Source organism: Vibrio sp. 10N.247.310.98 (assembly GCF_041467395.1).
In the GTDB taxonomy this organism is placed as follows: Bacteria; Pseudomonadota; Gammaproteobacteria; order Enterobacterales; family Vibrionaceae; genus Vibrio; species Vibrio crassostreae_C.
This window is the reverse complement of the sequence record NZ_JBFSUL010000004.1, coordinates 84915-110355: the sequence shown is the minus strand read 5'-3', so window position 1 is coordinate 110355 and position 25441 is coordinate 84915. Positions and strand designations below refer to the sequence as shown.

The 25441-nt window shown below is 45.6% G+C and carries 16 protein-coding genes; 10 read left to right on the top strand and 6 right to left on the bottom strand.

Annotated features, from left to right (window positions below):
• Nucleotides 1-130: 130 nt before the first annotated feature.
• A complete protein-coding gene (locus AB6E78_RS03000) occupies nucleotides 131-1186 on the bottom strand; it encodes a UDP-glucose--hexose-1-phosphate uridylyltransferase (protein WP_065584017.1) in 1056 nt (351 codons plus the stop codon).
• 228 nt (nucleotides 1187-1414) lie between these two features.
• Complete coding sequence (gene galE, locus AB6E78_RS02995; protein ID WP_136978116.1) at nucleotides 1415-2425, bottom strand: UDP-glucose 4-epimerase GalE; 1011 nt, start codon at nucleotides 2423-2425, stop codon at nucleotides 1415-1417.
• Nucleotides 2426-2818: 393 nt separating this feature from the next.
• Between galE and ebgR the strand changes: the two genes are divergently transcribed.
• The 8 genes from ebgR (at nucleotide 2819) to AB6E78_RS02955 (ending at nucleotide 16923) form a co-directional block, all read left to right on the top strand.
• Complete coding sequence (ebgR, locus tag AB6E78_RS02990) at nucleotides 2819-3802, top strand: transcriptional regulator EbgR (protein ID WP_372132591.1); 984 nt, start codon at nucleotides 2819-2821, stop codon at nucleotides 3800-3802.
• A 324-nt stretch (nucleotides 3803-4126) separates the two neighbouring features.
• A complete protein-coding gene (gene ebgA, locus AB6E78_RS02985) occupies nucleotides 4127-7258 on the top strand; it encodes a beta-galactosidase subunit alpha (RefSeq protein ID WP_372132594.1) in 3132 nt (1043 codons plus the stop codon).
• Between the two features lie 3 nt (nucleotides 7259-7261).
• Nucleotides 7262-7714, top strand: coding sequence for a beta-galactosidase subunit beta (locus AB6E78_RS02980; protein ID WP_017066026.1), 453 nt, complete (start codon nucleotides 7262-7264; stop codon nucleotides 7712-7714).
• 142 nt (nucleotides 7715-7856) lie between these two features.
• Entirely contained in the window at nucleotides 7857-9281 is a 1425-nt protein-coding gene (locus AB6E78_RS02975; protein ID WP_372132597.1) for an amino acid permease, read from the top strand.
• Nucleotides 9282-9855: 574 nt separating this feature from the next.
• Nucleotides 9856-11289 carry an amino acid permease gene (locus AB6E78_RS02970; RefSeq protein WP_017069519.1) on the top strand — a complete coding sequence of 478 codons (1434 nt, stop codon included), beginning with the start codon at nucleotides 9856-9858 and terminating at the stop codon, nucleotides 11287-11289.
• Between the two features lie 427 nt (nucleotides 11290-11716).
• Nucleotides 11717-12781 carry a protein YgjJ gene (gene ygjJ, locus AB6E78_RS02965; protein ID WP_372132600.1) on the top strand — a complete coding sequence of 355 codons (1065 nt, stop codon included), beginning with the start codon at nucleotides 11717-11719 and terminating at the stop codon, nucleotides 12779-12781.
• A 15-nt stretch (nucleotides 12782-12796) separates the two neighbouring features.
• Nucleotides 12797-15190 carry an alpha-glucosidase gene (gene ygjK, locus AB6E78_RS02960; RefSeq protein ID WP_372132603.1) on the top strand — a complete coding sequence of 798 codons (2394 nt, stop codon included), beginning with the start codon at nucleotides 12797-12799 and terminating at the stop codon, nucleotides 15188-15190.
• Between the two features lie 392 nt (nucleotides 15191-15582).
• Nucleotides 15583-16923, top strand: a complete 1341-nt coding sequence (locus AB6E78_RS02955) for an MATE family efflux transporter (protein ID WP_102393203.1) — start codon at nucleotides 15583-15585, stop codon at nucleotides 16921-16923.
• 93 nt (nucleotides 16924-17016) lie between these two features.
• On the opposite strand, the gene AB6E78_RS02950 is transcribed toward AB6E78_RS02955, so the two are convergent.
• Both AB6E78_RS02950 and AB6E78_RS02945 read right to left on the bottom strand, forming a co-directional pair.
• Nucleotides 17017-18711: a solute:sodium symporter family transporter gene (locus AB6E78_RS02950; RefSeq protein ID WP_102319935.1), complete on the bottom strand. Its 1695-nt coding sequence runs from the start codon at nucleotides 18709-18711 to the stop codon at nucleotides 17017-17019.
• 102 nt (nucleotides 18712-18813) lie between these two features.
• On the bottom strand, nucleotides 18814-20916 hold the full coding sequence (locus AB6E78_RS02945; protein ID WP_372128701.1) for an alpha-galactosidase: 2103 nt from the start codon (nucleotides 20914-20916) through the stop codon (nucleotides 18814-18816).
• Between the two features lie 248 nt (nucleotides 20917-21164).
• Between AB6E78_RS02945 and AB6E78_RS02940 the strand changes: the two genes are divergently transcribed.
• Complete coding sequence (locus tag AB6E78_RS02940) at nucleotides 21165-22238, top strand: LacI family DNA-binding transcriptional regulator (RefSeq protein WP_102398363.1); 1074 nt, start codon at nucleotides 21165-21167, stop codon at nucleotides 22236-22238.
• A gap of 233 nt (nucleotides 22239-22471) precedes the next feature.
• Here AB6E78_RS02940 and AB6E78_RS02935 read toward each other — a convergent pair whose 3' ends face one another.
• Complete coding sequence (locus AB6E78_RS02935; protein WP_372132608.1) at nucleotides 22472-23398, bottom strand: LysR family transcriptional regulator; 927 nt, start codon at nucleotides 23396-23398, stop codon at nucleotides 22472-22474.
• 101 nt (nucleotides 23399-23499) lie between these two features.
• Between AB6E78_RS02935 and chrA the strand changes: the two genes are divergently transcribed.
• On the top strand, nucleotides 23500-24648 hold the full coding sequence (gene chrA, locus AB6E78_RS02930) for a chromate efflux transporter (protein ID WP_372132611.1): 1149 nt from the start codon (nucleotides 23500-23502) through the stop codon (nucleotides 24646-24648).
• Between the two features lie 75 nt (nucleotides 24649-24723).
• On the opposite strand, the gene AB6E78_RS02925 is transcribed toward chrA, so the two are convergent.
• Nucleotides 24724-25437, bottom strand: coding sequence for a class I SAM-dependent methyltransferase (locus tag AB6E78_RS02925; protein ID WP_017065822.1), 714 nt, complete (start codon nucleotides 25435-25437; stop codon nucleotides 24724-24726).
• Nucleotides 25438-25441 lie beyond the last annotated feature (4 nt).

Here is a 25441-nt window from a genome sequence, read left to right as displayed (position 1 = left end):
ACAACATCAGCGACTAAACTTCTATACTTCTAAGCTTCTAAGCTCTTAAACTTATGGGCTTCTCACCTGTCGTCATTCCAGAATCGAGGGACGAGATATCAGGAATCTCACTCGTTATCTACGAAACAGGCTATTCCTGATCTTTATAGTGAACGTCACTCAAATCACGAAGACGCTGCGCCGCTTGTTCTGCGGTTAAATCACGCTGAGACTCAGCCAACATTTCGTAGCCCACCATGAACTTACGAACCGATGCGCTGCGTAGTAGCGGCGGGTAGAACAATGCATGCAGTTGCCAGTGATCGATGTCCGTACCTTCTTCGAAGAACGGCGCATAGTGCCAGCCCATTGAGTAAGGGAATGAGCACTGGAACAAGTTGTCGTAACGACTAGTCAGCTTCTTAATCGCAAGCGCTAGATCATCACGTTGTTCGTCAGTCAGTTCGCTCATACGGCGGATGTGTGTTTTTGGTAGCAACATGGTTTCAAATGGCCACGCAGCCCAATAAGGCACCACAGCGATCCAATGTTCAGTTTCAACCACAGTGCGAGAGCCGTCTTTCATTTCAGATTCAACGTAATCCACTAAAAGATTCGAACCTTGTTGTTCAAAGTACTCTTTTAACAGTTTCTCTTTGCGTTCAATCTCGTTGGGCAAAAAGCTGTTTGCCCAGATCTGACCGTGTGGGTGTGGCTGAGAACAGCCCATGGTCTCGCCTTTGTTTTCAAACGCTTGAACCCATAGGTAGTCTTTACCTAGCTCTTCAATCTGTTCATTCCATGTGTCGATAACACCGCGAATCTTGTTTACTGGTAACTCTGGCAGCGTTTTGCTGTGGTCCGGAGAAAAACAGATCACGCGGCTCAACCCGCGAACACCTTGAGTCTTGAATAGAGGGTTTTCAGACTCTGGAGCGTCAGGCGAATCGGGCATCAAGGCCGCGAAATCATTACTGAATACGTAAGTGCCGTCGTAATCTGGGTTTTCGTCGCCCGAGATACGCGTATTGGTTGGGCACAAGAAACACTCTTTCTCATACGCAGGAAGCTGCGCAGTCGATGGTTTTTCATCTTGGCCACTCCAAGGACGTTTTGCTCGGTGCGGTGATACTAAGATCCACTGACCCGTTAATGGGTTATAACGACGATGCGGGTGGTCTACTGGGTTAAATTCAACTTTTGACATGTTTAGATTGCTCTCAAATTTTGTGTCTTGGTCAATTCACCAAGATGAATAATTCTTCTACAAGGAGATTCCCTATCACGCTCGTGCCTCGCTGTAGGGAATGACGTGTAATCTCGTTGTGCTATTTGTGCAAAGGCCACCACTTCATAGCCTTATGCTCATCCGTCATTCCAGAATAAAGGCACGAGATATCTGGAATCTCTATTTTTTCAATAGCTTAAAAGTTCTTTAGTAACCTTGTGGGTTATTCGACTGCCAATTCCATGTATCCGCCGTCATCTCCATCACGCTACGCGTCGCCTTCCAGCCAAGCTCGCGCTCTGCTTTTTCAGTACTTGCCCAACATTCGGCAATGTCACCTGCGCGGCGTGGGCAAAGTTCATAAGGAACCGGTTTGCCCGATGCTTGTGCGAAGGCTTCAACCATCTCGAGTACACTTGAGCCTTTGCCCGTACCTAGGTTGTAAATGTGTAAGCCCGCTTTCTCGCCCACGGCTTTTAATGCTGCTACGTGGCCATCAGCCAAATCCATTACGTGGATGTAGTCTCTAACACCAGTTCCATCCGGTGTTGGGTAATCGTTTCCAAAGATAGAAAGCTTCTCTCTACGGCCTACAGCAACCTGTGCGATGAACGGCATTAGGTTGTTTGGAATGCCTTGTGGGTCTTCTCCCATGGTGCCTGATGGGTGTGCACCAACAGGGTTAAAGTAGCGCAGTAAAGTCACGCTCCAGTCGTTTTCAGCGTTGAACAGATCGCTCAAGCACTCTTCCACCATATATTTGCTGCGACCATAAGGGTTAGTTGTCGCGCCAGTTGGTGAAGTTTCAGTAATCGGCACTACTTCTGGATCGCCGTAAACGGTAGCCGAAGAACTAAATACGATGCTTTTCACGCCCGCTTTCTTCATGCTTCGAGCTAACACTAGTGAACCATTAACGTTGTTATCGTAGTACTCCAAAGGCTTAGCCACCGACTCCCCTACCGCTTTCAGGCCAGCAAAGTGAATCACCGCTTGGATATCGTTTTCTGAAAACACGCCATCTAGAAAAGATTGGTCACGAATGTCGCCAAGATAAAACGTTGGTCGCTTGCCAGTTAACGATTCGATTCGTTTCAGCACTAGCTCTTTGCTGTTGCAAAGGTTATCAACAATGATCGGCTCCATACCTGCCTGTATCATTTGAATGCATGTATGACTTCCGATGTAACCCATGCCGCCCGTAACCAGTACTTTCACAATCAACCTCTCTTTGTCGTCATTCGTGGGCTAACTCGAACTGACATTCAGCTCAGTAGCACCGTATGTCAGAAATAGTAGCAGCCATTTTGACTATAATTCTGTGATCAAAACCACGAAGTGTAAACGTTTACACTAACTTTCATCATTGGAACTGATCATGACATAGAGAGAACGTATAGCTGTTAACCTCTAATTCATTGAATTTTAATAAGATAATTATAGACAGTTAGATTTGAGACATCACAGATGAGTTGAGCATTTATTTTACTAAAAGTTAATGCAATGACGTCCAGTTTGATTACAATAGGTCTGTAGAATAAAGAGGTGCATTGCTTTTTTACTAAATACCAATTTCAAAGCAGCGCAATGTTCCAATAACAGGAAGTGAGTATGGCAACGTTAAAAGATATCGCGACTGAAGCGAATGTATCATTGGCTACAGTTTCAAGGGTTCTCAATGAAGATCCAACATTAAGCGTCAAGGAAGAGACCAAAAGGCGTATCTTTGAAATTGCAGAGAAGTTGGAATACAAAACCAGCAGCTCACGAAAAACCGTTAGCAGTAAAAAACAAAACCATCACTTCCTAGCACTGTATAACTACAAGCAAGAAGCGGAAGTTAACGACCCTTACTATCTATCGATTCGCCACGGGATTGAAACCCAATGTGAAAAGATGGAAGTTAAGCTAACCAACTGTTATGAAAGTAAAATACAGATCAATTCAGCACCAATCACAGGTGTTTTGTTGGTGGGTAGAATGACACCAGAGGTTATCGAGCAAGCTAAAAAGCTGAGCGATAATATCTGTTATGTCGATTTTACCGATCACTCAGAACCTTATGACTCTGTCGATATCGACCTGGCTTTGATCAGCAAAGAGATCACCAACTTCTTTATCAACCAAGGCTATGAGCGCATCGGCTTTATTGGTGGCCAAGACGACGTCAATACCCCTGATATTCGTGAAGTCGCTTTTGCTGAATATGGTGGCCTCAAGAACGTTGTCAGTGAGCAAGACATCTACCGTGGTGACTTCTCTAGCTCATCAGGTTACAAGCTTGCAAAACAGATGCTCGCGACGGACGACTACCCTAAAGCCATGTTTATTGCGTCAGATTCCATCGCAATTGGCGTTTTACGAGCAGTTCATGAGCACGGATTAAACATCCCTGAAGATATTGCGCTGATCAGTGTAAACGACATCCCAACAGCTAAATTTACCTTCCCATCTTTATCAACTGTTCGTATTCACTCTGAATTGATGGGAATTCAAGGCGTTAATCTGCTGATTGAGAAAGTACGCGACGGCCGAACCATCCCACTACGTGTCTATGTACCAAGCAAACTCAAGCTGCGCGATACAACAAAATAATTAAATATATCAAGTAGATAAATAAAGGCTACCTTTGTTGAAGGTGGCCTTTTTTGTGCCCGTCACATACATCAATCTCCACGTATCCCCCTCTTTAATCTGCTACATAAATCAGCCAATAGCATTCTTTTAAGTGGATCACACAGCACCGTAAAAAGACCATAAAAAACGTGATGAAGTTAAAGTAAAACGTTTTCACCATTTTCATTTAGTAAAACTTTTACTAATAATTACCTCAATCCAAAAATACTCGTATTCACTACGACCCAATTACGCATAAGAACGTCGGTCAGCAAACTGCATTCAGACCGAGAGAGAGGCAACGTGAACAACTGGGAAAACTTCCTGAACTTACATGAGAACCGTATGGCACCACGTGCTTACTTCTTCTCATACGCATCAGAAAAAACCGCTAAAACATTTCAACGTGAACTAAGCAGCCACTTCCAACTACTAAGTGGTCAATGGAATTTCAGCTACTTCACTAACCCGCTCTTGGTTCCTGAAGAGTTTTACTCTCAAGAGATGAGCGATTGGGGCCACATTACGGTGCCAAATATGTGGCAGATGGAAGGCCACGGCGATCTTCAGTACACAGATGAAGGTTTCCCATTCCCAATTGATGTACCTTTCGTACCGTCAGATAACCCGACAGGCGCATACCAACGTTCGTTCTTCCTTGGCGACAGCTGGAACGAGAAACAAACCATTATTAAATTCGATGGCGTAGAGACCTACTTCGAAGTTTACGTAAATGGTGAGTACGTTGGTTTCAGCAAGGGCAGCCGCCTAACCGCTGAATTCGATATCTCTAGCCACGTAAAAGCGGGCAACAACCTACTTTCTATTCGCGTGATGCAGTGGGCAGACTCCACCTACATTGAAGACCAAGACATGTGGTGGACGGGCGGTATCTTCCGTGATGTTTACCTTGTTGGTAAAGAACAACTTCACGTTCAAGACCTAATGGTTCGTACTGATTTTGACGACGCTTACCAAAGCGCGACCCTTTCGTGCAAAGTGGAACTAGAAAACCTAGCAGCAGCGACTAACGCAACTCTTGAGTACGCATTGCTTGATGGCAGCCAAGTTATCTCCCAAGGCTCAGTAGATAACTTAACTGTTCCTAACCAACAGACTGGCGGCAATGCGAACACTCAATTCTCTATCGATGTCGTGAACCCTGTTCAATGGAATGCTGAAAACCCATACCTTTACCAACTGTTGCTGACGCTAAAAGACACAGACGGCGAAGTGCTAGAAGTGATTCCACAGCGCGTTGGTTTCCGAGACATTAAAGTTCGCGATGGTCTGTTCTACATCAACAACAAATACGTGATGCTGCATGGTGTAAACCGTCACGACAACGACCACCTGAAAGGTCGTGCTGTGGGCATGGATCGCGTTGAGAAAGACTTAGTGTTGATGAAGCAACACAACATCAACTCAGTACGTACTGCGCACTACCCGAATGACCCACGTTTCTACGAACTGTGTGACATCTACGGCCTGTTCGTGATGGGTGAAACCGATGTCGAAACTCACGGCTTTGCTAACGTTGGCGACCTAAGCCGCATCACTAACGATGCAGCATGGGAAGCGGTGTTTGTTGAACGTATCGAACGTCATATCCACGCTCAAAAGAACCACCCTTCTATCATCATGTGGTCTTTAGGTAACGAATCAGGCTACGGCTGCAATATCCGCTCTATGTACGATGCGGCAAAAGCGATTGATGACACCCGCTTGGTTCACTATGAAGAAGACCGCGATGCTGAAGTGGTCGACATCATTTCAACCATGTACTCACGTGCTCAACTGATGAATGCCTTCGGTGAATTCCCACATGAAAAACCACGCATTATCTGTGAATACGCACACGCAATGGGTAATGGCCCGGGTGGCTTAACCGAATACCAAAACGTGTTCTACAAGCACGATGCAATTCAAGGTCACTACGTTTGGGAATGGTGTGACCACGGCATTCTAGCGCGTGATGAAGCGGGTACTGAGTTCTATAAGTACGGCGGTGACTACGGTGACTACCCGAACAACTACAACTTCTGCATGGACGGTTTGATCTACCCAGACCAAACACCGGGGCCAGGCTTAAAAGAGTACAAGCAGGTTATCGCACCAGTGAAGATCCGTGACTTCAATGCTGAAGACGGCACCTTCACAGTAGACAACAAACTTTGGTTCTCAAACATCGATGACTACACCATCACTGCGGAAATCCGTGCTGAAGGTGAAACCATTGCTGTGCAACACATCAAGATTGAAGAACTGGCAGAAAACTCGAGCCGTGAACTGACACTTAACTTGCCACAACTTGATGAGCGCGAAGTGTTTGTGAACTTTACCGTGCGCAAGGATTCTCGTACGCCTTACAGCGAAGCGAACCACGACATCGCGGTGTATCAATTCCAAGTGAAAGAGAACACAGCACAGCTAGAAGCCTTCACTAACAACAATGCGACAGCACTGAATGTGGAAGAGTCTCGTTTAGCTTACCTAATCAAAGGCCACAACTTCGCACTGAACTTCTCGAAAGTGAACGGCAAGCTGACGTCATGGTTGGTCAATGGCGAAGAGATGATTAAGTCAGAACCACGAATCAACTTCTTCAAGCCAATGATCGATAACCATAAACAAGAGCACGATGGTTACTGGGAGCCTGCACACTTGCAAATTATGCAGGAGCACTTCCGTAGCATTGACCTTGAATGCGTTAACGTTGAACAGGTAAATGGCAAGGTAGAGATCACCACCACCAGCATCATTGCTCCACCAGTATTCGATTTCGGCATGCGTTGTGAATATCGCTACCAAGTTAATGCTGAAGGCCAATTGAACGTTGAGCTAAGCGGCGAACGTTACGGTGAGTACCCTCATGTAATTCCTGTGATTGGTTTTGATATGGGCATCAACGGCGACTTCGACCAAGTCCAATATTACGGACGCGGCCCTGAAGAGAACTACCAAGACAGCAAGCAAGCCAACATGATTGATGTGTACCAATCAACCGTTGCAGACATGTTCGAGAACTACCCGTTCCCACAGAACAACGGCAACCGCCAACACGTTCGTTGGGCTGCGCTTTCAAGCCGCGCGGGTAATGGTATTGCAGTAAAACCACAGCAAGAAATCAACTTCAGCGCATGGTTCTACACCAACCAAAACCTGCACCAAGCACAACACACCATTGAGCTAGAGAAAAGCGGTTACATCACGTTAAACCTAGATCACCAAGTGATGGGCTTAGGCTCTAACTCTTGGGGCAGCGAAGTGCTCGATTCTTACCGCGTTTACATGGACGAGTTCCGCTACGGTTTAACTCTGATTCCATTCCAAGCAGGCGATTGCGATGCGCAGCACCTAATCAATCACAACTTTGGCGATGAGTTTTTTACGGTGAATGCACCAAAAGCTCAACCACAACTGAACGAGGCATAAGCGATGATCGTTTTAGAGAACTTAGAACAATTTAAAGTCGTCTACCGCGATGGTCGTAAATGGCAACGCTGTGTAGAAGCGATTGAAAACATCGGAAACATCAAAGATGGCGTGATGTATTCAATTGGTGATTCACTGGCTTACATGATTGAAGACGGTGTGGCTCGTAACACAGAAAACTTCACCGGTAATCGTCGTTACTTCGACGTGCACTACTACCTAGAAGGCCGTGAAACGGTTGAATTCGCAGCGAAATCAGAGCTAGAGCAGATCCAAGCTTATAGCGATGAAACCGACCGCGAACACCTAATGGGGAACGGTGAAACTCGTGAGCTAGCTGAAGGCCAAGTGGCGATCTTTGACAACAATCAGGCTTACCGTTTCCACGGTGATAACCGAGTTCGAAAAGTGGTACTGAAAGTGACCATTGAAGACGGTTACTTCCTCAATAAATAAACAATAACGCTATCTATTCACAGTATGTATCGAGCCTTGCCGTTCAAGGCTCCAACATGCTGAACAAAGCCTCAATGCTTCCTCCCTACAAGGAAGCATTGAGAAATAACGACTATAATTACGTGATTCCTCGGAGGACACTATGTCTGAATCTGTACGCGGTAAGTTAGGCAAATTTGCCCTACTCTCCATGACATTTGCAGCGGTATTTAACGTTCGCAACATTGTAAACAACAACATCGAATTGGGATTGAGTTCAGCCCCTATCTTTTTGCTCGCGACCCTTATTTACTTCATTCCGTTCGTGTTCATCATTGCTGAATTCGTATCAGCAAATAAAAATTCTGAGTCAGGCATGTATGACTGGCTAAAAAAACCACTAGGCTCAAAAGCAGCCTACCTAGGTTCCTTCCTATACTGGTTCGTAAACCTTTTCTGGTTTGTATCCCTGCTACCAAACGTAATCGCCTATGCGTCTTACGCGATGTTGGGCTATGAATACGCCTTCTCGCCAGTCGTCACATCGGCTATCTCGATTGCTCTGTTTGCTGCAGCAACTCACATCTCAACCAAAGGCGCGAGCTGGCTAGGTAAGATTGCCGAGATCGTGGCCTACGGTGTATTCGCTCTGTTTGCAATCTACGTTATCGGTGCACTAATGGCACTGGGCGGCAACCATGAGCCAGTAGAACCAATCACGCTTGAAGCAATGACACCGACCATCAACTGGGCAACGCTAGGTATCATGTGTTGGATCTTCCAAGCAGCCGGTGGTGCAGAAACCGCAGCCGCTTACCTAAACGATGTTAAGGGCGGTCACAAGTCTTTCATCAAGGTTATCATTGGTGCAGGTATCGCAATCGGCGCAATGTACGCAGTGGGCTCTCTTCTAGTAAACGTATTCGTTGCTCGTGATGAACTGACCTACGCTGGCGGCATGGTTGAAATCTTCACAGGTATGGCGAACTACTTCGACATTTCACAATCTCTAACGGGTCGCTTCGTCGGTATTATCCTATTCGTTGCTATGTTCGGTTCGATGATGATGTGGACAGCAGCTCCAGTAAAAATTCACTTCTCTGAAATCCCTAAAGGTGTTTACGGCGAGAAGACAACAGAGCTTAACGAACACGGCGTGCCAGTACGTGCAGCTTGGTGGCAGTTCGCGTTTGTATTCGTGATGCTTGTGGTGAACGGCTTCGGCTCTGAATCTGTACAAGACATGATGAATACAGCAATCAATCTAACAGCAGGTACCGCAATGCTACCGCCAATCTTCATCATGGTGGCCTACTTTGTATTCCGCTTGAAGCATGACGACACACCGCGTGATTTCCGCATGGGTACTCGAGTTCAAGGTATGGCAGTGGTATCGGTACTGATTGGTATCTTCATTGTGAGCATGACAGCATCGGCATTCCCGACAGGTGTTGACCTTGTTCAAGCCTTCTTCATCAACGTCTTCATGACAGCGGTATTCTCTGGTATTGCATGGTGGTGGATCTCTCGCTTTGAAAAGAAGCAGGCAGGTAAAGACGCAAAGCTAGAAACCGCTAAGCAATCGTAGCACTCTGCATCCCCCCCAACAAAAAAAGCGCCTAACAAGGCGCTTTTTTTGTTTTAAATCAGACAATTAAAATCAAACCCCAAAAATAAAAACGGCGTTCCGTCAAGGTTTCAGTTCACGAAAAACACCAATTAATAGGTAATAAAACTCAAATAAAAACCAAGGTAAAACATTAACTAAATTCATTTACTCAAGGTCACATATTTGATCAATTTCGATTAACTTCCCGCCGCTTAATCTTTAATCTTCTTGTTGAAGAGACAAACTGATTCATATAAAGAAAGCGACAAAAAAGCCCCTACACGCCTTATAAATCGTCGCTCATGAAACAAGCAATCTCTTCAATGAACTTCTTAATCTTTAACTATTTGTTTTGGTAATAAGTTTACTGAAATACCAAAGAAAAAAATCCCAAAGAAGTCCGATCGTAAATCTATAAAAACAACAATGAGCCAACCCTGACAAAACAAAGCGGGTGTTTGCCAAACCAACATAACAATAAAAGTGCGGCCTAGAGCTTCCCTCTCTAGGACCAAGTTATAACGATCATCAACGTGATTCACCGGAGAACATCATGTCCGAAAATAAACGCAGTACGATAGGCAAATTTGCCCTACTGTCTATGACCTTCGCGGCGGTATACAGCTTCAATAACATCATTAATAACAACATCGAGATCGGCCTTTCCTCGGCTCCGATGTTCTTTCTAGCAACCATCTTTTACTTTGTGCCATTTTGTTTGATCGTTGCAGAGTTTGTGTCACTGAATAAAGACTCTGAAGCGGGTGTTTACTCTTGGGTTAAAAGCTCTCTAGGCGGCCGCTGGGCGTTTATTTCAGCTTACACCTACTGGTTTGTTAACCTGTTCTTCTTCACCTCTCTGCTCCCTAGAATCATCGCTTACGCGTCGTATGCGTTCTTAGGTTTTGAGTACATATTCACGCCAATGACCACCGCAATTCTAAGTACTATTTTGTTTGCGGTCGCGACTCATATCTCGAATAACGGTGCGAAATTACTGGGCCCTATCACCTCACTAACATCATCACTGATGCTGCTGCTAACGATGTCTTACATCTTGCTATCTGGCGGTGCTTTGGTAGGCGGTATCGAGCCAGCTGACCCAATCACCATTGAAGCCATGACACCAAGCTTCAACTGGGCATTCCTTGGCGTAATCACTTGGATCTTCATGGCGGCAGGCGGTGCAGAATCGGTCGCGGTTTACGTTAACGACATCAAAGGCGGTCACAAGTCTTTCGTTAAAGTCATCATCATTGCCGGTATCTTCATCGGTGCGCTTTACTCGGTAGGATCTGTGTTAGCAAACGTGTTTGTTTCGCGTGAAGAGCTTAAATTCACAGGCGGCTCAGTTCAGGTATTTGAAGGGCTAGCAAGACACTTTGGCCTGTCTGAAATCTTGATGAACCGTTTCGTTGGTGTGGTTTCATTCACGGCGATGCTGGGCTCTCTGCTGATGTGGACGGCAACACCCGTTAAGATTTTCTTCTCTGAAATCCCTAAAGGTATCTTCGGTGAGAAAACGGTCGCTCTAAACAAACAAGGCGTTCCAGAGCGTGCGGCTTGGATTCAGTTCTTGATTGTGATTCCACTGATGTTCATTCCGACACTGGCGTCCGATACGGTTCAAGATCTGATGAGTACCATTATCAACATGACAGCTGCAGCATCGATGTTGCCACCGCTATTCATCATGATCGCGTACCTTAATTTACGTTTGAAGTTGGATCACTTACCTCGTGATTTCAGAATGGGCTCACGTATGACAGGCATTACCGTGGTCTCGATTCTGATCGGCATTTTCACTGTTGGCTTCTTTGCGTCAACCTTCCCAACAGGTGCTGACATCATGACCATCATCTTCTACAACGTGGGCGGGATTGTTATCTTCCTTGGCTACGCGTGGTGGAAGTACGGAAAATATGAAAAAAGCTTATCTCCAGAAGAGAAAAAACTAGAAGCAAAACCTGAACCGGCGAACGCTTAGTTTACCCTGCACTCTGATTTAAACTTCGGGCACTCTGACTTAAACTTCAGGCACTCACATTTGGTGAGTGCCTTTTTATTTGTCGGTACATTTCCACTAACCATCTCGATTAAATCAAAGCCATTCAAGAATCAAAACATTCGAACCAACAATCTAACCACCCATCAAACAATTCACCTCCCGAATACTTACAACCCTAGCCATACCTCTGCAAATTCAACTGAAAGTCAAAATAAAAACAAAGTAAATATTTACTAAAAACAGATCGCAATTTTAAACTGAATTAATTTTAAACACCAAAATTATCATTAATATCGGTTTTGCGATCGTAAGTAACCTGACCAATACGCCTTGAAGAGCACCCCATATTAGAAGTCAGAACTGCTTGCGAACCTTCATTTATAACCCCGACACAGAAGTGATTAAAATGAAAAGTAGTTTTACTAAAAACACTCTTATTACAAGCTGTATTCTTGCTGCCTTAAGTACCACTGCCCACGCGGAAGAGTCCGCAGCAAACCACAGTGATACTCAGCCTCCTCAGACAGAAACTGAAACCCTATTTAACTTTTATGGTGAGCTTGGCCTTGGTGGTCACGTGGCACTCGAAGGTGATGATAAAGGCCGCTACACAGACGGTACTTACATTGAAGCTGGCTTGGCTATCGAGCACGGTAATTGGTTTGGTCTTGCTTATATGGAGGGCTGGACAGTACAAGCCGATGACGAAGGCAATGCTTGGGCAACGGGCCACGGCTGGGGCGGTTTTGAAGGTGGTTTCAACCGCTTTTACGCTGGCTACCGCACAGATAACAAAACAGAATTCATGATTGGTCGTATGGACTCTTCATTAGATGACGTTCAATGGTGGGGTGACCCTACGGTTGAATACGGCTACGCGATCTCAAACACGCGAGACGTGCACCTTGGTGTGAAGATTCAAAACCTAGAAGGCAAGCTTCGCTACAGCGTTTCTTTCGCGCCAGAGTCTGACTTCTCGGAAGACGATGCTCTTGTTCACTTCGGTAAATACGACAGCTTCGCAGACCAATGGAAAGATAAGAACGCCATGGTCAATGGTTACCTCCAATACGATCTGACCGACGACTTAACCCTAATGGGTGGTGGTGAAGTTCGTAACAACGATGGTGGTGAACTATTGCTATTGGGTGCTGAGTACAAAAACTTCGCCACTCGTGTTTGGCACGATACAGATAAAGGCAACCAAGAGTCTTTCGGTAGCGAGTCTGGTATTCAAACCAGTGCATGGTACGAAGCGGCACAAGGCGTTTACCTATCTGCAGCCTACAACTACGCAAACTTTGACGGTGACAATGGCGACAAAGAAATCACCTCTTACATCAATGCTGGCGTTTGGTATGAATACGGCAACGGCGCGTTTGCGACTGCTTTCGATAGCCGCTTTGGCGTAGGCAGCGACACTGAAATCGGCGACGCTCAGGTGTTCGCAATGCAATACTTCTACTGGTAATTACAGGAATTGATCATGAAACTGAATAAATCATTCGCAGCTCTCGCTATCGGTGCAGCCCTTGTCGTTACTGGTTGTGCTTCAAACTCAATCTCAGGCTCAGGCTCTGACACAGAGCAACTGCAAGCCAACGAATTTAAGAACGTTATCGACCGTACTGGCTCACCTGAATACATGCGTGACTACGACTTCGATGACCACCAACGCTTTAACCCATTCTTCGACCTAGGTGCATGGCACGGTCATCTGCTGCCAGACAGTGCAGAAGGCATGGGCGGATTCCCAGGTACAGCACTGCTTACCGAAGAATATATCAACTTCATGGCTGATAACTTCGACCGCCTAAGCGTGTTCAAAGACGGCAAAAAAGTGGCTTTCACTATGGAAGCTTATAGCCTACCGGGCGCATTGGTTCAGACGCTAAAATCTGACGATGTGACCGTAGAAATGACGATGCGTTTTGCTTCAAACCGTACCTCTCTGCTAGAAACAAAAATCACTACCGACTCACCGGTTGAATTAGTGTGGGATGGTGAACTGCTAGAAAAGACGCACGCCAAAGAAGGCGTGGCACAAACCGACAAAACAATCGCTGAAACTTACCCTAAATATGACCGTCAAATCGTCGCAACCGACGATGGCCTAAAGGTGACCTTCGGTAAGGTTCGTTCGACATGGGATCTACTGACTTCTGGTGAGTCTGAATACCAAGTTCACAAGTCGATTCCAACGAAAACCACGGTTGATGGTTTAGCGTTTACTTCAACGGCAAACATTGAAGCATCGACGACTATCTACACCACATACTCGCATGTTCTAACGGCAGAAGAAGCGCAAGCGGAACAGCCTGAAATCAAAAAGATCATGGCAAACCCTACCGACTTCTTAGCCGCATCAGCAGAACGTTGGGAAGGCTATCTTGAGATGGGTTTAACCAACCCGAACGCGACACCAGAGCAAGAGCGTGTTGCGGTTAAAGCGATGGAAACCCTAAACGGTAACTGGCGTGGCGCTGCAGGTGCGATGGAGTTTGACTCTGTGACACCATCCGTGACGGCGCGTTGGTTCTCGGGCAACCAAACTTGGCCTTGGGACACATGGAAGCAAGCCTACGCAATGGCTCACTTCAACCCAGATGTAGCGAAAGATAACATCCGCGCGATGTTTGCCTACCAAATTCAAGCTGACGATCCTGTTCGCCCTTGGGATGAAGGTTACGTGCCAGATCTATTGGCTTACAACCTAAGCCCAGAACGTGGCGGCGACGGCGGTAACTGGAACGAACGTAATACCAAACCAAGCCTAGCTGCATGGGCCGTGATGGAAGTCTACAAGACCACCAGCGATGAAGCTTGGCTAGAAGAGATGTATCCAAAGCTAGTGGCTTACCACGACTGGTGGCTACGCAACCGTGATAACAACGGCAACGGTGTTCCAGAATACGGCGCAGCACGCGACAAAGCACACAACACACCTGAAGGTGAAATGTACTTCACCGTGGTTCGTGGCGATAAACACGAAACAGTCGTAGGCCAAGCTGAACTGGATAAAGTGGTAGCAGAAGGCAACTACGATTACATCGAGAGCCCAGCTCAAACCGCTGCGTCTTGGGAATCAGGTCGTGATGATGCAGCAGCCTTCGGTTTCATCGATAAAGACCAGCTAGACGCGTACGTTGCTAACGGTGGCAAGCGCAGTGATTGGGATGTTGAATTCGCTCAAAACCGCGCTGAAGACGGCACTTTGCTTGGCTATTCATTGCTGCAAGAGTCCGTTGACCAAGCAAGCTACATGTACAGCGATAACAAGTACCTAGCAGAAATGGCTGACATTCTAGGTAAAGACGCAGAAGCGAAAGAGTTCCGTGAAAAAGCAGAGCACCTATCGAACTACATCAACACCTGTATGTTCGACGAAGGCACTAACTTCTTCTATGACATTCGTATTGAAGACAAGCCTTTAGCCAATGGCTGCGCAGGCAAACCGATTGTCGAGCGTGGTAAAGGCCCTGAGGGTTGGTCACCACTGTTCAACGGTGCAGCAACACAAGCTCACGCTGATGCCGTGGTCTCTGTGATGAAAGATACCTCAGAGTTCAACACCTACGTTCCACTGGGCACAGCAGCGCTTTCTAGCCCAGCATTTGGCCCAGATATTTACTGGCGTGGACGTGTATGGGTAGACCAGTTCTACTTCGGCCTAAAAGGTATGGACAGCTACGGCTACCGTGACGATGCGATTGAAATGGCAGGCGCATTCTTCGACCACGCCGATGGCTTGGTACAAGACGGTCCTATCCGTGAGAACTACAACCCGCTAAACGGTGAACAACAAGGTGCTCCAAACTTCTCTTGGAGTGCTGCCCACCTATACATGTTATACAACGATTTCTTTACTGACGCAGAGTAAGTAAAAACCTATACCTGTCTTCTGAAATTCAATGAAAATCTAACCTCATAAATTTCAGACTTTGGCACTCAGTTTCTCGCTGAGTGCCTTTTTTATATCTGAAGTAACGTAAGCGAAAAACAAGCACTTAGACCATTTGGCCTACCATGATCCTTTTACTCTGTTCGTTGTACTCAGCTAACACAGGCAAGCTTTTACTCACAAAAAGCAAAGAGTGCTCTTGCTATGAAATCCCATTCAAAAATTTCATCACCCTCACTGAAATATTGAATTCTGAAGACTTATTCGAATTTTATTTATCCTTATTAGCCTTCCGGACATTAATTTGATAGTCGTTTACTAAATAATAGCTAAACTATAGCGTCGCCTACCCCTTTTTTGAGAAAACCTAAATGCCTAATGCTGATTCCACCCTAAACAAACGTATGGGAATCGTTGCGCTCACCTGGCCAATTTTTATCGAAGTTCTTTTAAGAACCGCACTCAACACCAGTGATGTATTCATGTTATCGGGATACTCGGACAAAGCCGTGTCTGCCGTTGGTGTTATTTCTCAGATATCCTTTTTCCTGATCATTGTCTCGACCATGGTCAGCAGTGGTACGGGTATTCTAATCGCGCAATACAATGGTGCTTCCCGCACTCAAGAGAGCGCTCACGTGGGTGTAGCAAGTATCATTCTGGCCATTATTGCCGGTGTGCTACTGAGTGTGATTGCCGTTCTTGTTGCTGAATATTTTATCCCGCTTTATCAACTCGAACCTCAAGTCGAACAGTACGCGCAAGAATACCTGTTCATCAGTGGTGCTCTCACCTTCAATGTAACCATAGGTGTGGTTCTCACCACTATTTTGCGCAGTCATGGCTATTCAAAATCACCGATGGTGATCAACATGATTGCTGGCGTTATCAACGTATTCGGTAACTACTGCGCTTTATATCAACCTTTTGGTTTGCCTGTATACGGCGTGCAAGGGGTTGCGACCGCGACCGTCATTAGCCAAGTGATAGGGATGTTGATCTTGATTGGTGTGGTCAAAAGCAAAGGGATTTATCTACCAGTGAAGCAGTTTAAATCTGTGCCGAAAGCCATCTATCAAAAAATCATGAAGATCGGCTCGATGAACGCTGGAGAAGTGCTCTCTTATAACATGGCTCAGATCAGCATTACCTTCTTTGTCGTGCAGATGGGCACCTCTTCACTGGCTGCGTTTACTTACGCACAAAACATCGCTCGTCTCTCTTTTGCGTTTGCACTGGCAATTGGTCAAGGCAGCCAAATCCAAACAGGCTATTACATTGGTAAGGGTTGGATCGACGAGATCACCAAGCGCGTGCAACGCTACTTTGTGGTTGGCTTTATCGCGTCAACCGCGATTACCTGCATGGTTTATGTGTTCCGGTTCGAAATTCTCGATCTGTTCACGCAAGATCCAGAGATCATTGCGCTAACGGCGGCACTGATTGCAGGTTCCATCATTCTTGAAGCTGGACGAGTATTTAACCTTATCTTTATCTCTTGTCTAAAGGCTGCTGGCGACATTAAATTCCCGATCAAAATGGGCATTCTCAGCATGTGGGGCATTGGGGTTGCCATGAGCTATTTGCTTGGCGTGCATTGGGGTTATGGCGTATTGGGTGCTTGGATGGCAATCGCGATGGACGAGTGGTTCCGTGGAATCATCATGGCCTATCGCTGGCGAGCTAAGAAATGGACTCGATTCTCTTTTTAGACTTTTTAGCCTTCCATTTATCTTCACAAGATCGAAAAACGCCGCTCCTATTTCCAAAGAGCGGCGTTTTCGTTTTTAATTACCCGAACTCATCTACGCGGTCGCAAGTGCTTTCTTTCGCTTTGCTAGTCGTCCAAAAATACCGAGCAACATAACAATGCCACACACGCCATAAACTTGCATGATGGTTGGATCGTCCGATACAAAACCCACATCCGAGAACATAACGTAAGCACCAAGCACCATGTAAAGAATAATAGCCGAAGCCTCGAAACGGAACTCCCAAGGTGTCACATCAATATTCTCATTGACTGGCATCACGTACTCAGACTCACGCGGCATAAAGTAACCAATGATGAACATCAACGCGGTACATACCACGAACAGAATCGCTAATTGATGTAGGAAGTGAATCGGAGTTTTGAACACCAACTGCATTGCAGCGTAAGAACTTACAAACACCACCAACGCCACTTTCGCCGCTACAGCTGGTACACGTTTAGAGATATAGCCGACAAACACGATAGTGAAGATTGGCACACTGAAGAAACCTGCCACCATTTGTAGATATTGGAACAAACCTTCTGGTGCGTACATGATGAATGGTGCGATACATACCGAGATAATCGCAATCACGACACCAAAAATACGCCCTTTACCCACTAGCTCTTCATCGGTTTTACCTTGTCCGAATAGCGGCTTATACACGTTCAATGCAAACAGAGTCGTTGAGCTGTTCAACACACCATTAAAGGTACTCAAAATCGCACCAAACATCACCGCAACGAAGAAGCCCACTAGCGGCTTAGGCAAAACTTCATTAACTAAACGGGTGTACATGGTGTCTGGATTACCCGCATCAGCGCCAAACATATGGAAAGCAATGATACCCGGAATGATCAAAAACAGCGGAGAGATGACCTTAATCGCACCGGCAAGGATTACACCTTTCTGACCTTCTTTCAGGTTCTTAGCACCCAATGCGCGTTGAATGATAGATTGGTCAGTACCCCAGTAATACAAGTTCACCAAAAGCAGACCTGTGAACAATGTTGAGAACGGCAGTGGATCGGTTTCTGTACCCACCGATTGAAGCTTCTCTGGCGCGGCATAAAGCAGAATATCTAAGCCAGCACCGAAACTCCCCTCGCCCAACACCATTAAACCAAATACAGGGATCATCATGCCGCCGACAATCAAGCCTACACCATTAATGGTATCTGCAATTACAACCGCCTTTAGGCCACCATAAATCGCGTAAAAGAAGCCAAGTAGACCAATCGTCGCCGAAATCAGTGCAATTGAACTAAACTCTGAAATATTTAGCAGGGCCTGAACATCGAAGATTTCACCCAAAACAACAGCGCCCGCGTAAAGTGTGGTAGGCAAAATGTTGATCACGTATTGGCACAAGAAAAGTAACGTCACAAACTTCTTCACCGACATGTCGTAGCGGCTCTCTAAGAAATCAGGAATGGTGGTGATACCTTGTTTCAAATAACGAGGAACTAACATTAAAGCAATAATCACCAAGGTGACACCAGAAGCCACTTCCCAACCCATGACACTCATGTTGTGGGTGTAAGATTGTGCGCTCATGCCCACGAAACTGGTGGCACTCAAGTTCGTTAAGATAAGTGAGCTGGCAATTAAGCCACCGGTTAAGCTTCTTCCGCCAAGAAAGAAACCATCTTGTGAGGTGTTTTTGTCATTTTTCACTTTGTTGTAGGTAAACGCGACTACAAACCCAGTAAATAACAAAAATGACAACAGAACGGTAATAGACATTTTGTTTTCCTTAAGTTGAGTTATTGCGGCAGCAATACCTCGCTGCCGATTATAATTTTTATATTTAGATTTTTATTTGTAGGGGTACTCAGAGTCAGAGATTCACATCTTTTTTAGATGCACAATCAAGGCAGACTCTGGGTCGAGAATAGGTAAGGTCAATCCAATCTCTTTGAGGTTATCGCCGCTTAAAGTCAGAGTTTTATCTAACCATTGAGGGCGTTGCTTCATGAGTTGGAAACTGGTTTGTGGCATCTCCACTAACTTCACTTGATACAGCGCACTGTCTTCCACGCAGCTAATACGAAGTGGTGATGGCAGAGCGTATTCAGGCATGGCCAACTGACACACGGTGATCAGCATTTCATCATCATTCTGCACCCCATAGATGTTCTGGTTTTTGTCCGCGGGATCCATGCGGAAACTACGACCTGAGTGCAAAATATGGCGGAACTGCTTATGCAGAGAGATGTAGTGAGAGAAAGCTTGCTTCTCTTGTTGCGACTCTTTAACCGGGTCAAGTTCAACGCCCATGTGCCCCATCAAAGCGGTGACACCACGCATATTGATACTGTGACGACGATTGGTTGAATGGCACTCAGCAGGGCCAATGTGCGCACCCATAACTTCTGGTGGGAAGAAGTAGCTCATGCCTTTTTGAATGGCTTGTCGTTCCAATGCATCGTTACAATCGGATGCCCAGAATCGATGTGTTCTTTTAAGGATTTCAAAATCAATGCGACCACCGCCTGATGAGCAAGATTCAATCTCGACCTTAGGGTGTGCTTGATTCAGTTGATCAACGAGACGATACAAGGCTTGAGTTTGACCATGCACCGCCGCCTTACCTTGGTGGCCCGGCTGAACTAATTCACGGTTCATATCCCACTTAAAGTAGCCGATATTGTACGTAGTCAGAAGCGTATCAAGGCGAGAGAACAAGTAGTCAAAACACGCTTCATTCTGCAAGTCTAAAACATACTGCCAACGACCAGAGGGTTGATGATAACCTTGCAAACCAAGCACCCAATCAGGGTGGTTACGGTATAGGTTTGAGTCTTGGCTGACCATCTCAGGTTCAACCCACAACCCGAACTCCATCCCCTGTTGGTTAACGTGTTCAATCACAGGTTCTAAGCCATTTGGGTATTTCACTTCATCGAGGTACCAATCGCCTAATGCCGTTCGTTCACCATCACGACCAATAAACCAACCATCATCAATAATGAATCGTTCAACACCCATCGCGCTGGCTTCCGTTGCCATCCGCATAATGTATTCCGGTTTATGGTCGAAGTAGATACCCTCCCAAGTATTCAAGTGCACTGGGCGAGGTTTATCGGTAGGGAATTGAATAATGTTGTCACGAACAAACTGCTGAAAACGTTGAGCAATACCGTTCAAACCAGAATTGCTGTAACAGCCATAGAGCCAAGGTGTCTGGTAAGTTGCCTCTGGTTCTAGAATCGATTCACCCGCTAGCAATAACTCTCCCGCTTGTACAAAGCGGCGGCCATCACTACGTACATCAGCGCGCATTTGGTGGTTACCACTCCAACCTAAATGGAAGCCCCACACCAAGCCGTTCTGCTCTGAGAACCCTTGAGTGCCTGCAAACATGCCAGGGAAGTTTTCATGTGAAGTACGACCGCGACGGTTCTCTTGCATGAAGCCGCCGTGTTCAAAACGCTGACGTTGCGTTTGGAACTCATGACACCAACGGCCATGGAACGTCATAAGCTCGTTAGCATGATTCGGCAATGGCAGCGTTGAAGAAAGCTTGTTCAAGTAGTATTTATTGCTGCCTTTATTGGTGACGGTTACACGCTTTTGGACGACGTCAGATTCGAAATCCAGCTTAATCTCTACCTTAAGGTTCAGTTGAGCAACCTTGTCTTCAAGGAAAAAACACGCCTCTTGATCTTGAGCATCGTAACGAACGGTCTTAAAGACAGGAGCCCAATCACTCCCTTCTCTGTGACCTTCAATGCCTGGAGCGTTAAAGTGTCCACTGCCTAACTCAGGGCAAAGAGAAAGTGGCACATCCACATCAAGTCGAGCTTGAGAAATCGGTCTTTCTGTCGAAAGCAGAAGATCTTCATCAATACTTGCGATCTTTGCCCCCCAATGCAAAACCTCTGGAACACGCCCTGATTTAATGATCAAACTATGGTTTTTACTCTTTAAGTGAATAAATTCGTTCATTACTAATCTCTATTGTTTTCGTAAACATAATATAGAAATAATAGTGAACCCATCACGCCAGATTAGTATCCAAAACCCACAAAATCGTGATGTAAATTGGCTTTAATATTCGAAAAATTTGCACAAGATCGACTGTTTCCGGAAACATTTTTAATGTTTTAAAAGACATTTATTTGAGAGTGAGCAGAGTTTAGTTTGGTAAATTTCGGTAGGATTATTTCACTCTAAAATATTCGATGAGCAGAGCGATGAGTATCACCTTCAAAGACGTAGCAAAACTGGCAGGGGTATCTACCCAGACAGTATCTCGAGTAACCAATGGCTCACAAGACGTCGCGGAATCCACCCGCAACAAGGTTAACGCCGCCATAAAGCAACTGGGTTATGTACCCAATAAAGGTGCTCAAATGCTCAGTCGAGCCAAGTCCACCAGCGTTGGTTTAGTCACGCTCGATATGGCACTGCATGGCGCAGCAATGATCGCCAATGGTGTGCGAATGCAGGCTCATGATATGGGTTATGGCGTCGCTTTCTCTGTTGTTTCCGAGCCTAATCTCGCGAACACCCGTGAGGCTATTCGTGAACTGATGGCTCAACAGGTCGACAGCATCATTCTCAATGTGCCTTTAAAGAGTGCAGACGCCGAATTGCTGGTAGAACAATATCAACACTTGAACCTCATCTTCATTGATGTCCCTTCTAACAGCCAAGTTAACTATATATGCGGCGATCACGCCGAGGGCGCAAAGCTGGCGGCTCAGCATCTTATTGAAAATGGTCGCTCTGAATACTTGTTGATCAGCGGGCCTAACGAATCCAGTGCCTCACAAATCCGTCTTCAGAGTTGGTTGGGTGTGCTATCAGATGCAAACTGTCAGGTACAGTTTCAACATCAAGGAAACTGGCAAGCGGAAAGTGGCTACCTTGGCATTCGAGACGCCGTTGCGAAACAAATCCCATTTGATGCTGTGTTGGTCGCCAGTGATCAAATGGCATTAGGGGTTTTACGCGCACTGCAAGAACTGCAGATTCCAGTCCCTGACAAGGTTGCGGTCGTCGGCTTTGATGGCATCGAGGACAGTGCGTTTTTTAATCCACCACTGACCACCATCAAACAAGACTTCACCACGATTGGTCGACAAGCTGTGGTACTTGCAGAGAAGCTCAACGCTAACTCACAAGATGCTTTACTGCAGCACCATATCGAAACTGCATTACTCCCAAGAGAAAGCAGCCAACCTAAGGTGACGGCTCACTATGAAAAACAAGAGATCGAGCAACTGCTGAAAAGAATTCAGACCCTTTTGCCAGAATCGACATAAAAGAAAAAGCGCTAGGGGGAGCTAGCGCTTTAAGACCAACTAAGTCCGTTTAGCCTGGTAGTTTTTTAAGCTATATCATGAGGATATAACCAATTTTTTTACTTAGGTAAATCAAAAAGCCTATTCTTTACGACTGCCTTGAGTCGTAAATTAAGTATAGTCGGGTTCTTATAATAAACCGGATTTTTCTAAAATTAATTCATATGAATTTGACGATTAACCGACACAATAAACTATTCGGAAATCACAGATGAGATCGCATTAGTAATCAACTTTCTAAGTAGTTTATTTTTATCATCTAAATGCTTTGCCTTTCTATAAACAAGCTGGATATCAAAATCTGGAACATCAATAGGTGGCTTCACAGCTAGTAAGGTTTCTTCACTATCAATATCCTTGCGCGCGACTAGCTTGGGGACAATACACAATAGTTCTCTGCCACGAATGAGTCGTTTAACAGTTAAAAAGTTACTGGAAGATATCGCGACTTTCCGGCTTAAGCCGAGTTCACCTAAACGAGTGTCCACTCCCGTCTTTAAAGCCCCTGCAGGGGAAACAAGCGCGTGCTCGACAGCAACAAATTGTTCTAGCGACATCGGCTCCTCAATAGATAGAACCGATTGATCAAGTAAACAAACATGTTGCTCCGTATACAAATGCTTTGTTCGATATTGCTTTGGTACCTCACCAAAGCTGCCTATCGTCATATCAAGCTTGGCATCGTCAAAGACTTGCTGGTAGTTACTCCGGTTTACATTGAACAACGCTACTTGGGAATAAGGAGAGGATTGATTAATCAGGTCAAACAATATTGGAGCGAACATCTGCTCGGCATAATCAGTGAGACCAATCTTCCAAGTCCCTTTATAAGTCTCTGCATCAAACGATTTAGATAACAGAACTTCAGACTGGATGGTATTCAGTAGCGCGTCCACTGTGCTCGATAGTTCAATGGCTCGGTCGGTCGCCTCCATCTTGCTACCTACACGCTCAAACAAAGGGTCATCAAACAACTTTCGTAGCCTTTGTAAGCTATGGCTCATCGCAGATTGGCTTACATAACAACGCTCAGCAGCCTTACTCACGCTATTCGTTTTATACAAAGCCTGCAGTGCAATCAACAAGTTAAGATCGATCCCTTTCCAATTAAAATCAGCCATGTCAACTAACCCATTTTATTCATAGTTACAATTAAAACAATTAATTTGAATCATAGTTCAACTCCACCTAAATTACGCTAAACATTTATCTGGAATCGATCATGCTTTCAATTTTTAAAACCTTTTTCTGGCTTGGCTGGATTAGCTTCGGTGGACCAGCGGCACACATTGGCTACTTCCGTAAAACCTTTGTTGAGAAACTGAATTGGTTATCCGACGAAGAGTACGGGCAAATTGTCGCCCTCAGTCAATTTCTGCCGGGTCCAGGCTCAAGTCAGGTTGGCTTCGCGGTTGGTTACAAAAAAGGTGGCTTAACCGGTGCGATTGCCGCATTTGTAGGCTTCACCTCCCCTTCTGTCATCCTAATGTTGATATTGGCCTTAGTGAGCAATCAGTTGTTGGAAGCACCGCTTTTCATTTCTATCATCCACGGACTTAAGCTACTCGCGGTCGTGGTTGTGGCTGACGCCACTTTCGGCATGTACAAAAACTTTTGCCAATCAAAGATAGCAACAGCACTGTGTGTGATCACCGCGATTGTTCTGCTTTTAATTCCTGGGATCTGGCCTCAGGTATTAGTTCTATTGTTTGCTGCTATGGTTGGCAGTAAGTTCTTAACCTCACACGAATTAAAAACAGTACCTTCGACGCACAAGATATCGTTAACACCACTCGTGATTTTCGTTGCTTTACTGGTTGGTCTGCCTCTATTCAGTGCTTACTCTCAAGGCATTGAAGTATTTGGCTTGTTCTACCAAGCAGGTAGCTTAGTATTCGGTGGAGGCCACGTGGTACTTCCGTTGCTACAAAATGGTATTGGTGACCAACTGTCTCAAGATGCCTTCCTAACAGGTTATGCAGCAGCACAGGCAGTACCAGGGCCTATGTTTACACTTGCTACTTACTTAGGTTATGTATTGATGCCATCGGCACCGATCACTGGCGCACTACTCGCAACGATTGCTGTGTTCTTACCGGGCTTCTTATTACTACTGGGTGTACTGAAGAACTGGCAGGCGATTGCAAGCAAACCTTTAGTGGCAGGCGCTCTTACTGGTGTGAATGCGGCGGTAGTCGGGTTACTACTTGCGGCTCTGTATCAGCCAATCTTCACAAGTGCGGTGAGTGGCGGTTTAGACTTCGCTCTGATCATCATAGGTGTGTGGCTACTGAAAACGGTCAAGATGCCAATCGTAGGGCTTGTCGGCATGTTTATGCTATTCGGCGCTCTTACTGGCTTTGTTAACTAAAGATCTAACCGAAGCAAGAAGTTAGTGAATACCTAACTTCTTGCTTACGACTGAACGATAGGAGCCGTCGAACCTTTAACTAGCAGGCTTGATTCCATGGAAGTTAAAAAACAAATTGCAATCAATTAGCGGGATTGGGCTTAACGGCCAAAAAGAGTGTTTATTATCAGGGAGATAGTACTTTAAAAAGGCGATCAAATTATTGCAGGGATTAACATGTTCTCTCGCCATAATGTAATCGTAGTTCCACCCCTTTTTCACTCCAAGTTTTCTTGTCGTCATATAACGACCAACCTTCCATGCAATACCTGGGTCTGTAGGAATCAAAATGGACAAAGTGCCGCCCGGCTTTAATACCCTAAGCCATTCTTTAATCACAAGATGAGGCTCATAAAGGTGTTCCAATATATGTGTCGCAATAACACGATCAAAGCAGTTGCTTTCAAAGTCTAACGCTCGTGCATTCGTTACATTAAAAACGAGCTTGTCATAAGTACTGGTGTTACTGAGTTGCCTTTTTGCCACTTCAAGTGCGGCAGAATCGCCATCACTGACCGTATACTCGTCAAAACTATGCTGAACATGTCTCAAGTGTTCACCCGTTCCTGAACCCACTTCTAGCACCTTCGAGAAATGCTCTCTGTTACTGAAAGGCTTCTCACACGCTATATGACCCGCCCTCATCACATAGCCTGTTGTACTGCTTTCGTAGACTCGCTCGTCATATTCATCACTGAAACGGGACAAATAATCGAGCCACTCCTTGTCTTCATCCTTGTTTATTCTCATTCCT